The 13,104-nt window shown below is 63.4% G+C and carries 8 protein-coding genes; 6 read left to right on the top strand and 2 right to left on the bottom strand.

What is annotated here, in order from left to right; all coding sequences use genetic code 11:
- Window positions 1-30: 30 nt before the first annotated feature.
- Window positions 31-2,769, bottom strand: a complete 2,739-nt coding sequence (locus ACOYYX_RS18015) for a tetratricopeptide repeat protein (RefSeq protein ID WP_422931297.1) — start codon at window positions 2,767-2,769, stop codon at window positions 31-33.
- Window positions 2,770-3,054: 285 nt separating this feature from the next.
- Window positions 3,055-3,513 (bottom strand): beta-lactamase hydrolase domain-containing protein, encoded by a 459-nt coding sequence (locus tag ACOYYX_RS18020; RefSeq protein ID WP_422931298.1) that lies wholly within the window; start codon window positions 3,511-3,513, stop codon window positions 3,055-3,057.
- Window positions 3,514-3,743: 230 nt separating this feature from the next.
- Here ACOYYX_RS18020 and ACOYYX_RS18025 point away from each other — a divergent pair, with 230 nt between their 5' ends.
- The 6 genes from ACOYYX_RS18025 to ACOYYX_RS18050 all read left to right on the top strand — a co-directional run bounded on the left by ACOYYX_RS18025 (window position 3,744) and on the right by ACOYYX_RS18050 (window position 13,050).
- The gene (locus ACOYYX_RS18025; protein ID WP_422931299.1) at window positions 3,744-4,367 is read left to right on the top strand and encodes a TetR/AcrR family transcriptional regulator; all 624 of its coding nucleotides are present in this window, start codon (window positions 3,744-3,746) and stop codon (window positions 4,365-4,367) included.
- A 2-nt stretch (window positions 4,368-4,369) separates the two neighbouring features.
- A complete protein-coding gene (locus tag ACOYYX_RS18030; protein ID WP_422931300.1) occupies window positions 4,370-5,683 on the top strand; it encodes an efflux RND transporter periplasmic adaptor subunit in 1,314 nt (437 codons plus the stop codon).
- A 203-nt stretch (window positions 5,684-5,886) separates the two neighbouring features.
- Window positions 5,887-9,045, top strand: a complete 3,159-nt coding sequence (locus ACOYYX_RS18035; RefSeq protein ID WP_422931301.1) for an efflux RND transporter permease subunit — start codon at window positions 5,887-5,889, stop codon at window positions 9,043-9,045.
- A gap of 358 nt (window positions 9,046-9,403) precedes the next feature.
- Entirely contained in the window at window positions 9,404-11,374 is a 1,971-nt protein-coding gene (locus ACOYYX_RS18040) for a hypothetical protein (protein ID WP_422931302.1), read from the top strand.
- 473 nt (window positions 11,375-11,847) lie between these two features.
- Window positions 11,848-12,399 carry a molybdenum cofactor guanylyltransferase gene (gene mobA / locus ACOYYX_RS18045; protein ID WP_422931303.1) on the top strand — a complete coding sequence of 184 codons (552 nt, stop codon included), beginning with the start codon at window positions 11,848-11,850 and terminating at the stop codon, window positions 12,397-12,399.
- A gap of 417 nt (window positions 12,400-12,816) precedes the next feature.
- Window positions 12,817-13,050 (top strand): hypothetical protein, encoded by a 234-nt coding sequence (locus ACOYYX_RS18050; RefSeq protein WP_422931304.1) that lies wholly within the window; start codon window positions 12,817-12,819, stop codon window positions 13,048-13,050.
- Window positions 13,051-13,104: the final 54 nt, after the last annotated feature.

The raw sequence follows: 13,104 nt of genomic DNA on the forward strand, positions 1-13,104 counted from the left end.
TCCTCTCGAAAGAGTTCGAAGCCTGTCAGCTCATTGGATCTGCTTGAGCAAGTCTTCGTATTTCTGCTTCATCTCGGGGCTACCCAGGTTCGGCGACGTGCGCTTGATGCCCCCGAGGATCTGCTTCGCCTTGGTTCCTTGCTTGTCCTTGTTCAGGGCATAGGCCGCGTGGTACCAGGCGTCGTAATACTCGGTCGGTTTGACCCGGGACTTGCCGAGCCTTGAGGCGAGGGACTGCCAGTGGGCGAACGCGGCAGTCCACTTGCCCTGCCCGGCCGCGGCCTTGTCCTCAAGCAGCATCCCCTGCTCGAACATCGGCTCGATGGTCTGGGGGCTCTCCGACTTCAGCTCCTGGACCAGGACGTTGGCCGCCTCGAAGTCGCGCTGACCACGCAACGCGGCGGCGAGCTTGAGCTTCGTTCGCAAGAGCCGGCTCTCGCCGCCCGTGCCGAGGAAGTTGGCGTCCTTGGCGGCGGTCTCGGTGATCCGCTTGAAGACGGCCCCGGCCTCCTTCGAGTTGCCGAGCTTGAGCATGTTCTCGCCGGCCCACTGGAGCGAGTCGTAGGTCTGCCCCGACTTGGCGTTGATCAGGGCGCTGAGGAACTTCTGATAGTCGGACTGGACCTGGGCGAGCTTCGCGCTGTTGCCCTTGCTCTTGAGGGCGTCCATCTCCTTCTGGAGCAACTTGCCGAGCCCGAAGTAGAGCTGGGTCGTGCCGCCCCCAGACTTCTCGAGGGCCGCCATGTCGCTCTGGGCCTTGTCCACCTGCCCGAGGTTGATGTGGGCCCGCAACTGCGCGGAGATGAGCCGATTATAGGCCGGGCCCGAGGCGGTTGGGCCTTGGACCTTGACGCTCGGCTCGAGTACCCTGAGCGCCTCCTCGGGCTTGCCGCTCTCGAGCTGGATGTCGGCGATGTCGCAGAGGTTGGCCATGAGCTCCGGGTCGGTCAGGGCCGTGCCGGCGTCCTGACGCGACTTGAGGGCAGCGTTGAGCGAAGCGAGGGCCTTCTTGACCTCCTCATCGGCCTCGGCGTCCTGCTTCTTGCGCCTGAGGACCAGGCTCTGCTCCCAGTGAGAGGCACCCGCCCGCGTCTGGCCCTCGACCCACTTGGGGGACTTGGTCCGGATCTTGTCGAAGGCCTCGATGGCCTTGGGATAGCTGCCGGTCCCGTGGTAGATCTGCCCCAGGGTCAGCCGCGCGAGGTCCCCTTCTTCGCGGTCGGTGAAGGCCTCGGCCGTGTACTTGGCGAGGTCGATCAGGCGGTTCAGGTCGCTGTTTCGGTCGATCTCCTTGTACTCGTTGTAGGCATCCGCGAGCGCCGCCATGCCGATCTCGGCCGCCTTGGGGGCGAGCGGCTTGTGCGGATAACGCCTGGCGATGTGCTCGGTGAGCACGACGGCCTCGTAGTATCGCTTGTTCATGTAATAGCAGTAACCGAGAGTGTATCTCGGCAGGATCGCCTTGTCCGGATCCTTGACGGGGTCTGCCCGCTTGATGGCCTGCTTGAGCAGGAGGATGGCCTTATCGAAGTCGTGCGAGGCCACGGCCTCATCCGCCTGGGAGATCGCGTCTTCGTAGCTGAGTTTGGCGACGTCCTCGAACTTGGCGGCGGCCTTCGGCTTGTGTTCCTTCAATAACTTGAGCGCCTCGGCCTTGTGGGGGGACGCGTAGCGGACGACCTGTGAGAGCAAGTCAACGGCCCTGGCGATCCGGCCCGCCTTCTCGGTGGGGTTGGTCGACTCCGCCGCCATCGCCAATGAGGCCTTGGCCATCTCGAACCGGACTCCCAGGCCTTCGTTCGACGCGAGTTCGCCGGCGGAGCTATACGCCTTGACCCACCCCTGGCCGCCGAGATCGGCGAGGGCGAATTCCTTGCGCTTGTTGTAGAGGATGATCTGGAAGTAGCCGACGTTGCGCTGGAGGCCGCGGAGCCGAGGGTCGAGGTGCTGCATCAGCTCGTTGTAGATGCCCATCGCCGCGCCGAGTTCACCCTTCTCCTCGTAGCACTTGGCCTGCCACATGCGGGCGGCCATCCCGGCGAACCAGACGCGATATTTCTTGTAGAGTTCGTCGAACTGCTTGAGCCCCGAGGTGAGGAACTCGGCCCGCTGCGGCGAGCCGGCGGGGAATGTCTGCCCCTGCTCGTAGTCGACGACCGCCTTCTGGAGCTGGGCGTCCATCAGGGCGATGCGGACCTTCTCACGCTTTTCCTTCTCCTCGCCTTCGGGGAGGAAGTTGGGGTAGGCCTTCAGGGCCGTGTCGAGCTTCCCTTCAGCCTGGGTATAGGCGGTCCTCGCCTCCTCGAACGATGCCCTGGCCTCGCCCATCAGGGCGTTCTTCTCGTTGTCCTTTTCGGTCTCGTTGCTCTTAAGCATGGCCAGGTGGCCGCGTTCGACGTGAAGCCGGGCGAGCTGGACGAAGGCCTCGGGGGCGAGGGGATTACTGGCATGGTCCTTGGTGAAGGCGACGAGCTTGCCTCGGGCCTTGTCCAGGAGTTCCTTGCGGAGGACGAGGTCGCCCGTGCGCGAGGCCTCGTCGATCATGACGCGCCCTTGCTCGTAATCGATCGTCTCGAGTATGTCCTTGGGCGTCTTGGGGTCGGTCCTGAGCCGTTCGAGCAACTCGTCGACGAGCTCGAAATAGCCCTTGTCTCGGAGCCCCTGGAGGTAGGCGGGGGCGACCCTCATGTCCTCCTCGCCGAAAGCCGGGGTCGCCGCCAACGCGAGAACGGCGACCAGCCCGCCCAGCGTGGATTCAAAGCGCAGCATATTCCGCCCTCCCAAGCACTTCAGGCCCGGAATCCCGCGGCCGCGATTGGCCGATTTCCTTCGGTGCAATGATGCATCAGTGACTAAGTCTACGACGCTGAGAACGACCGAGTCAAGCATCCCAACGGCTCCGATAAGCCGGGAATTTCTCGGTATTCTCGCGAACCGATCGGGCCCGGTCCGGGTCGAATCTGCCGTCCCTCGTGGGGAGCCAGTCGACTTCCGCAGGAGCCCGGGGGCAAGGAGATGGATTTCGTACCATTCCGATGCCCCCGCACTCCGATCTTACTCGGCGCTCGCGTGATCTCTCAGGTAATTCTCGACGAGGTTCTTGAGTCCTCCTTCGACCTCGAGCCCCATCGCACGACCGTTGGCCAGGGCCTCTTCAGGGGACCAGTGCTGGAGCTTAGCCTCGTGCAGCAGTACGAGCGCGGCGGCCCTCGCCCCCTTGCGGCAGTGGACGAGGACCTTACCATCCGCCCCGTGCTTGCTCAGGAAGTCGCTGACGGCCGTCACCCCCTGCTCCGTCAAGGGGGCCGACCCGACGCCGTAGTGGACATAGTCGAGGCCGAGGCCCTTAACCTTCTCCCCCTCGGCCGAGGTGCTCAGGGGCTGCTCTGGCTCGCCGTCGTTCCGGAGGTTGACGACGCCGACGTACCCTTGCCCCTTCAAGGCCTCCAGGTCCTCGGCGGTCGGCTGGTCGGCGATGGTGATGGCCGGCGTGATCGCACGTTGGAAATTCAAGGCGTCCTCCTTCGGCTGATATGAAGGTTCAAGCCGGCAAATCTTTACCGGGCGGGGGCGAATGACTCTCCGTCGCCAAGGCTACTCCAAGCCCCCACCAGAACCAATCTATTCGACAGGAAAAGATCTCTTGCCACGATCGCTATTTCAGGCATAATACCTACCGTTCGGTAGCATTCTACCTAACGGTAGGTAACGTGAAACAAAGCTGAGCTGGCGGGGGTATGTCTATGGCGGTGGTGGACCCGACCAGGGCGTTGACGAGCGAGGTCGCACTCCAGATCGGAGAAATCGCCGCTCGCTTGTTCGCAACTCATGGTTATGACGCCACTTCGGTACGGACGATCGTGGAGGAAGCCGGGGTCACGAAACCCACGCTCTACTACTACTTCGGGAGCAAGGAAGGCCTGGCCCAGACCCTGCTCACGTTGCCCGTACACTGCCTCAACGATCGGCTGAGCAGCATCCTTTCGGAGTCGCAAGACGCGATTGCGATGCTCGTCCAGACCTTCGAGGCGCATTTCGAGTTCAGCCGAAGGGCGCCTGATATCGCCAGATTCTTTTTCTCGCTGATGTTCGGGCCGCCCGTTTCGGGCCTCCAGACGGATGTTGAGCAGTTCAAAGGGAAGTCGAGCTGCTTCATGGCCGCCATCGCCAACCGAGCCGCGGAAGCGGGCGTGATCGACCCCGGGCGGGTCGAGTCGTTCCTGACGGCCTGCCACGGCATGATCGTCATCTCGATGCTCGGATTTCTTTACAAGGGTAAGGACCTGGAGCCCGACCTTGCGGCTCGTCTCGTCGACGACCTGCTCCGCGGGTTCGGCACGCCGGAGACCCCCGACCGGGGATCGTGACCATGAGAGTCCGAGGATGGGCTGTCACCCTGGGAATGTTGTTGAGCGTCGTCCCCCTTTCCGGCTGCGGCCAGGAGGCGGCCGAGCCCGAGGCGAAGGCGAACACCGCCCCCAAGCCGGTGCCCGTGACCGTCGCCTCGCTCGAGCTCAGGCCCCTGGAGCGGGTCGTCGAGGTCGTCGGGTCGCTCAAGGGCTGGGAAGACATCCCGATCGGCGCCAAGAAGGAAGGGCGCGTCCTGCGGGTCCACCATGACATGGGGGACCATATCAAGCCGGGCGAATTGCTGGTCGAGCTCGATCCCATCGACGCCGACCTGACGATCCGCCAGCGCGAGCGTCAGCTCCAGGTCGAGCTCGCCAAGCTGGGCCTGAAATCTCTGCCCCAGGGGGATTTCGACGTCTCGTCCGTCCCGACGGTCGTCCAGGCCCGGCTCTCCCTCGATCGGGCCCGGCTGAACCTGGGCCGAGAGCGCTCACTGAGCCGGCGGAACGCCGGGACGACTCAGGACCTGCAGAACGCCGAGAACGATGAGCAGGCCGCCGAGGCCGCGCTCGCGAACGCGATACTGACGGCCAACTCCAACCTCGCCTCGGCGAGGGCGAGCCAGGTGGCCGTGGAGGTCGCCAAACAAGCCCGGGTCGACATGGAGATCCATGCCCCGCTGCTCTCCAAGGCCCCTCCGGGCGTGACCGACCGACTCACCTTCGCCCTCTCGCGTAGGTCCGTCTCCGAAGGGCAGATGGTCCGCCCCGGCGACCCGGTCGTCGACCTCGTCATCGAGAACCCGCTCCGCCTCTGGGCCAATGTCCCCGAGCGAAACAGCATCGACGTCCAGGTCGAGCAGCCGGTCCGGATCCTCGTCGCCTCCCAGCCGGGGATGACCTTCGAGGGCAAGGTCACCCGCATCAACCCGTCGATCGACGCGGCGAGCCGTACCTTCAAGGTGGAAATCTCGGTCCCCAATAACCGCGGCCTGCTCCGACCCGGCGGCTTCGCCAAGGCGTCGATCCTCACCAAGACTGGCGATAAGTCCAAGGTCGTCCCGCTCGAATCCGTCGTGAAGTACGCGGGCGTGACCAAACTCTTCATGGTCGAGGGGGACAAGGTCCGCTCGATCAACGTCGAGACCGGCCTCGAAGGCCCCGGCTGGGTCGAGGTCACGGGCAAGCTCCCGGATACGGGGCATGTCGTCACGACCGGTCAGACGCAGCTCGCCGACGGCACCCTCATCGTCGTCCGCGACCCCAACGAGGTCAAAGCCGAGAACAAGGTCGCCTCCGAGAAGGCGCCCGCCGAGGAACCGAAGACGCGCTGATCGGCGTCGAACCTCGGCTCAGGATTTCCCGACCGCTTGCCGACTCCCCCGCGCCCGCGTCCACGTTTTCTCTGGCGTGACGCCCCGGCGCGGAGAGTCCCGGCCACGAGCCGTCACCGGTTTGTCGAACATTTCCGCGAAGGCCTACCGGGTCCAGGCCCGACTCGCTCGGGCCGTTCTCCAGAGGACGAGGTCGTTCCTTCATGACCATTTCTGATATCTGCATCAAACGCCCCGTATTCACGTGGGTGCTCGTGGCGATACCCGTCGTGCTGGGCCTGGTCTCGTACGACCGGCTCGGCGTCGACCTCTTCCCCGACGTCGACTTCCCCGTCTGCACCGTGACCACCGTGCTCAATGGCGCGGGGGTCGAGGAGATGGAGACGTCGGTCACGAAGCCGCTCGAAGACATCATCAACACCGTCAGCGGCATCGAGGAGCTTCGATCCACGACGATCGAAGGAGTCTCGACGATCACCGTCGAGTTCCAGCTCTCCAAGAACGGCAACGTCGGGACGCAGGAGGTCCGGGACAAGGTCAACACGATACTGGCCGACCTCCCCGACGGTACCGAGTCGCCGATCATCGACAAGTTCGACACGGGCTCGATGCCCGTCATGACGATCGCCGTCTCCGGGCGTCGCGACTTCCGCGAGGTCACCGAGATCGCCCGCCGCCGGATCAAGGAGCGGCTCGAGACCGTCAGCGGCGTCGGTGCCGTCTCCCTCGTCGGCGGCCGCGTCCGCGCGATGAACGTCGTCGTCGACACCGACAAGCTGGCGAGCTACAACCTCTCCGTCGAGGACGTCCGCTTCGCCCTCGTCCGGCAGAACCTCGAGGTCCCCGGCGGCCGCGTCGATCAGGGGCCTCGCGAACTGGTGCTCCGAACCCTCGGGCGGATCACCACGGCCGCCGAGTTCAACAACCTGATCGTTTCCAACCGCAACGGCTACCCGATCCGGATCAAGGACATCGGCCGCGCGGACGACTCCTTCGAGGAACCCCGTACTTTGGCACGGCTCGACGGCGTCAACGCCGTGAGCCTCGTGATCCAGAAGCAGTCGGGCATGAACACGGTCAAGGTGGCCGACCTCGTCCGCGAACGGCTCGAGACCATCAAATCCTCGCTCCCCGCCGACATCGTCACCGAGGTCATCCGCGACCAGTCTCGCTTCGTGAAGAAGTCGATCGAGGAGGTGAAATTCCACCTCCTGCTCGCGGCCGCCCTGGTCTCGGCGACGATCCTGCTGTTCATCAGGGACTGGCGGACGACGGTCATCGCCACGCTCGCGATCCCCACGTCGATCATCCCCACGTTCGTCTTCATGAGCTACATGGGGTTCACGCTCAATAACATCACGATGCTCGGCCTGATCCTCGCGATCGGCATCGTGATCGACGACGCGGTCGTGGTCCACGAGAACATCTTCCGCCACATGGAAGAGAGCGGCCTGGACGCGATGGAGGCCTCGAGGATCGGAACACGGGAGATTGCCCTCCCCGTGCTCGCGACGAGCCTCTCGCTGGTCGTCATCTTCGTGCCGATCGCCTTCATGGGCGGCATCGTCGGCCGGTTCTTCTCGAGCTTCGGGCTCACGGTCGCCTTCGCGATCATCATGAGCCTCTTCGTCTCCTTCACCCTCACCCCGATGCTCTGCAGCCGCTTCCTCAAGCTCGACCCGAGCGAGGCGGGTCACGCCAAGAGCAAGTCGGGCTGGATCTATCGCCTCATCGACGGCGGTTACGGGCTCTCCCTCCGAGGGGCCCTGCGGTTCAAGTTCCTGGTGGTCCTGATCACGATCGGCGTGATCCTCAGCACGGTCCCGATCGGCCGGAGGATGGGCATCGCGCTCATCCCTCGCGACGACCAGGGCGAGTACGAGGTCAGCCTCACGACCCCCGAAGGCTATAGCCTCGAACGCACCAGTTCCCTCTGCTCGGAGCTCGAGACCCGCCTGAGGAAGCTCAAGGGGACGACCCACATCTTCACCACGATCGGCCAGTCCACGGGCGGCCGCGTGGTGAAGGGCCAGGGCGACGTCACCCGCGCCACGATCTACGTTCGGATGCCTGAACTGGAAGATCGCGAGTTCTCCCAGTTCGCCATCCAGCAAGAGGCCCGCACCCTGATGATGGACTACCCCGACCTCCGGGCGAGCGTCAACGACGTCTCGGCCTTCCAGGGCGGGCGCAGGCCGCAGACCTTCCAGGTGAGCCTGGCCGGTCCCGACATCAACACCCTTTCGACCTTAGCCGATGAGTTGAAGTCGAAGCTGAAGGATGCTCAGGGCATCGTCGACATCGACACGACCCTCTCGCTCCGCAAGCCCGAGGTCCAGGTCGTCGTCGACCGCGAGCGGGCCAGCGACCTCGGCATCGAGGTGGGCCTCATCGCCGACACGTTGCGGATCCTCGTCGGCGGCATGCCGATCTCCAAGTTCCGCGACGGCGACGAGCAGTACGACGTCTGGCTCCGCGCCAAGGCGTCCGATCGTTCCACGACATCCGGGCTCTATCAGCTCAAGCTCCCCTCCCCGGCCGCCGGGCTCGTGGACCTCTCGAGCATGGCCAGACTGGTGGACGAGCGCGGGCCGACGGAGATCGAGCGGCTCAGCCGCGAGCGCATCGTGACCGTCCTCGGCAACCCGGAAGGGATCCCGCTCGGCGAGGCGGTCACGCGGACCGAGGCCATCCTCAAGTCGATGAACCTGCCGAAGCAATACTCCTACGTCTTCACCGGGCAGGCGAAGACGATGGGCGAGACCGGCAAATACTTCCTCATCGCCTTCGGCCTCTCGGTCCTGTTCATGTACCTGATCCTCGCGGCCCAGTTCGAGAGCTGGACCCAGCCGATCTCGATCCTGATGGCCCTGCCCGTCACCGTGCCGTTCGGCCTCCTCTCGCTGGTCCTCTTCCAGACGCCGATGGACATCTATGCCATGTTTGGGCTCTTCATGCTCATCGGCATCGTGAAGAAGAACGGCATCCTCCAGGTCGACGCGACTAACCAGCTCCGCGAGAAGGGCCTGCCGCGGACCGACGCCATCATCGAGGCCAACCACACCCGGTTGCGTCCGATCTTGATGACGACGGTCATGCTCGTCGCGGCGATGGTCCCAATTGCTTTGGGCCAAGGGCCTGGCGCCGGCGCCCGAGCCAGCATGGCCAAGGTCATCATCGGCGGCCAGATGCTCTCGCTCTTGCTCGCCCTCCTCGTCACCCCCGTCTTCTACGCCCTGATCGACATGTGGGTCAACTTCACCCGCAGGATCGGCATCCGCTTCTCGGTGCAGCCGACCACGCCTGCACCTCAGCACGCGAAGTCGGCCCACGAACTCGAGCCCGCCCACATGGGCGGTTGAGTCTCTCGCAGGTTGGTTTGGGTTGCGGAAAGAATCGGAGGGCCGGAGCATTCGACTCGCTCGAAAGCTCCGGCCCTCGCCGCATTTATCCCACAAAACACAATATTTTGATTTGTCGTGTTTCTTCCGCCCAAATCGAGGGGGGATCGCCTGGACATCGATTCCCAAGAAGACGCTTCCCTTTCCGCCCGCCAGCGGTTATGAAAATGAAGTCCCTCGGTTTCCTCACCCGCCGAACCTGATCCGCCTTCACCTCTCCTGAAGGTACCTCCGGCGACTTTCCTCCTGTCGCACCCGACCAAGCGACCCATGTAACGCGTCCGCATCATCCCCCTCATCTCAGCGAAGGACGAACTTCATGCAATCCGGCTCGATGTCGAGTCTCATGGCCTTCTTCCTGCTCGCCATCTCCGCTCCCAGCTTTGGCGCGTCGTATCCGCAGCTCATCGCCACGCGCTATCCCGAAGGTTCAAAGCTACCCGAAGAGGCCAGCAGGCCGATCACCTGCTTCGACTTCGTCGCCCAGGACCTCCTCCCGGCCGGCGCGAAGGTGCTCTCCGCCGCGAGGGCGGCGAGCGGGCGTGTCCTGGTCGTCACAGACCAGGGTGCCTTCGGCTCGTCGGGCGAGAAGTTCGAGCGGCTCGAGATCGGCCCGAGACAACCCGAGCCGGGACAGCCCGAGGTCCGATCCTTCGCAAAGGTCGTTGCCATCGCCGGCGACGCGATCGGCCACGTCTGGATCGCCACGGATCGCGGCCTCTTCGCCACCGACGGCGAGCAGTGGTGGCAGAGCATCGATCGTCGCGACGGCGTCCCGTACGAGACGTTGACCTGCCTCTACCTCTCCCCGAACGGCGACGTCTGGGCGGGGACCCCGGAGGGAGCCTGGCGGCTACGCGACGGCCAGTACCGCTACTTCTGGGGCAAGCGCTGGCTCCCCGACAACCGCGTCCAGGCGATCTGGTCCGACGCCAAGAACCGCATCTGGCTCGAGACGAAGAAGGGCGTCTCCTGCATCGAGGAGCGGCCGATGACCCTGGCCGAGAAGGCCGGCCACTATGATGAGATCACCTGGAGCCGGCACAATCGCCGAGGCTTCATCTGCGAGATCAAGCTCAAGACGCCGGGCGACGTCAACAGTCCCCACACCTTCAACGTCAACGACAATGACGGCCTCTGGACGTCGATGTACGTCGCCGCGATGTCCCTCCGCTACGCCGCGACGAAGTCCCCCGAGGCCCGACTCCACGCCAACGGCTCGCTCAAGGCCCTTCTCGATCTCGAGCGTCTCCCCGGCCTCCCCGGATTCCCCGCGCGAGCGATCGCCACGGACGACGAATTGCAGAAGGGGGTCCTCGGCGTGCACCTCGACGACACGGTCCTCACTCCCGGAGAGACGACCAAGATCTGGTTCCGCTCCAAGCTCGATCCCAAACTCTGGTGCAAGGGGGACACGAGCAGCGACGAGCTCGACGGCCACTATTTCGCCTGGTACCTCTACCACGACCTCGTCGCCGACGAGGCCGAGAAGACGGAGATTGCCGGTGTCGTCCGTCGCGTGACCGACCACATCATGAACAACGGCTACAACCTCGTCGGCCACACCGGCCAGAAAACGCGCTGGGGGATCTGGGCCCCCGAGTTGATCAACCACCACCCGTTCTACCACGACCTCCGCGCCCTCAATTCGCTGGAGATCCTCTCCTTCCTCAAGGTCGCCGAGCACATCACCGGCGACGCCAAATACGACCGAGCCTATGACGAGCTCATCGAAAAGCACCACTATTTGCTCAATAGCCTGATGATGCGCCGAGGCGTCACCGGTCGCTGGCCGGACATCAACCACTCGGACGACGAGCTCCTCTACCTCGTCTACTACCCCTTGCTCATGCTGGAAAAAGACCCGGCTCGTCGTCGCATCCTGGTCCAGAGCATCGCCCGAACCTGGGAAGAGACCCCGGGCGAACAGAGCATCCGCCCCGAGCACAGCCCCTTCTACAACTTCGTATACGGCGCCACCACCGGACGGCGCTGCGACGTCGATGAATCCATCGAAACCCTGCGCGACTGGCCCTGGGAACTGATCGACTGGACCGTGAACAACACGCAACGCCACGACGTCGTCGTGAAGACCGAGCCCGGCGTCCATCGCCATCGGATCCAACTCGACCGCGTGCTCCCGATCTCCGAGCGTGCCCAGGGCCGATGGAACCGCAGCCCCTGGACCCCCGACGACGGCACCGACGGCCGTCGCGAATTCGATGGCGTCGCCTGGTCCCTCAGCTACTGGCTCGGCGTCCATCACGGTTACATCCCGCCGACGGAGTAAGCCTTCTGCGCGGACATTCGAGCAAAATCCGACCCCGGAACGAAGGACCCTCCTTCACTCCGGGGTATTGAATTTGGCCGACCAGTTTCGAATCGACCCTCTCATCAGAACACAGGCAATAATAAATTAATTTCATTTGATAACTCTATCCATTCCATAGCATTCCTGTTGAGAGTTCAAATCTATTGCTGCCGGATACGCTGGCCTCCAGCGAGGGCTTGTACCATCGGAGCTCTCCGAAACTCCTTGCTCGCCTCGCTGTGCGACCACTCGCATTCTCGATAGAATTCGGTGGGCGTTCGGAGCTCAGGCGAAGTCCAGGTCGACGCAACTCATAAAGTCCCAGAGTAATCAGCACGCTATGACTTGATACTGGTGCAACGACAACAGATCACCCGGACCAATCTCTCGAGCATCTCCACAATCGAATGAATACCGCGGCCATCGTCCTGTGCGGAGGCGAAAGTCGTCGCATGGGACAACCCAAAGCGTGCCTGCCTTTCGGCGAGGAGACGATGCTGCAACGCATCGTGCGAATCGTCGGCGCCGTCTGCGAAGAAACGATTGTCGTGGCGGCGGCAGGTCAGGAGTGCCCCTCGCTCCCATCCACGGTGACGTTGGTGCATGACCGCGTCGCCGGCCAAGGTCCGCTCGAAGGCCTCGACACCGGCCTGGCCGCCCTCTCGTCGAACCCCGAATTCCTCTATGCGACCGCCGCCGATACTCCCTTCCTGGTCCCCGAATGGATCGCGCGACTCCGCGAACTCATCGGTCCTCACGACGCGGCGATTCCCGAGGTCGATGACAAGCTTCACCCCCTGGCCGCGCTGTATCGCACGACCCCACTCATTCATGAAGTCAATTCTTTGAGAAGGGATAATCAGAGGCGCCTCATGCTTCTCGCGACGCACCTCCGGACGCGATTCGTAACCCCCGATGAGTTGAGAATCGTCGACCCTCCCCTCCAATCCCTACGCAACATCAATTTTCCCGAGGATTACGAGCGGGCCCTACGAGACCTTTAGTTTTCACGAGCCTCTCCCCCACACTCTTTCTCGTCAACATAACTGAGTGCGTGCAGCGAAATCCGCTTGAGTGCATTCATTTTTGAATGCTCGCACGCCGACTCGTTGTTTAATTGATGTATGCCGCGAGAAGTCCTCGAGAAGGGCGTCACACGGCCGGGGGGACGTCGTAGAAAAACCGAATGCCGATCCTTTCGAGGCCGCCGTTGGCCTCACCCGTCGACCGCAGAGGATGCAACGCCCCCCGCCCCGGAAGGAAACATCATCCATGTTTCCCCGATCGTGGTGCGCCATCGTCCTCGGAGATCCCATCGATCTATCGATATCTGATTCTTTATCGAATTTATTCGCCGTTGGATCGAAATGGGGCGTCGGACACTTTGCGGCAGGTGTTTTCCTCGTTATGGAGAGATCAGGATGCGCACCCACTTCGACGCGTTGGAAGAGGAAGAGAAGATCGACCCGACCATGCAGTTCTACGTGTTCATGCTGGTGTTCTGGCCCTCGTCCCTCCTATTCGGACTGATCGACCACGTGTTCATCACCGAATACGACCTGAGGCCCCTGACCCTCCTGCTCGGCCTGCTCTGTGGTTGGATCGGCGTTCTCGTCTACAAGTCGAGGGAACGGCGAAAAGGTGAAGTGTCTTAAATCCTCGCGAATCCCGTCCAGATTTCATAAGCACTCCGCCCCTCGATGAAAGAC

This window comes from Singulisphaera chitinilytica, from assembly GCF_049331405.1.
Taxonomy (GTDB): Bacteria; Planctomycetota; Planctomycetia; order Isosphaerales; family Isosphaeraceae; genus PoT.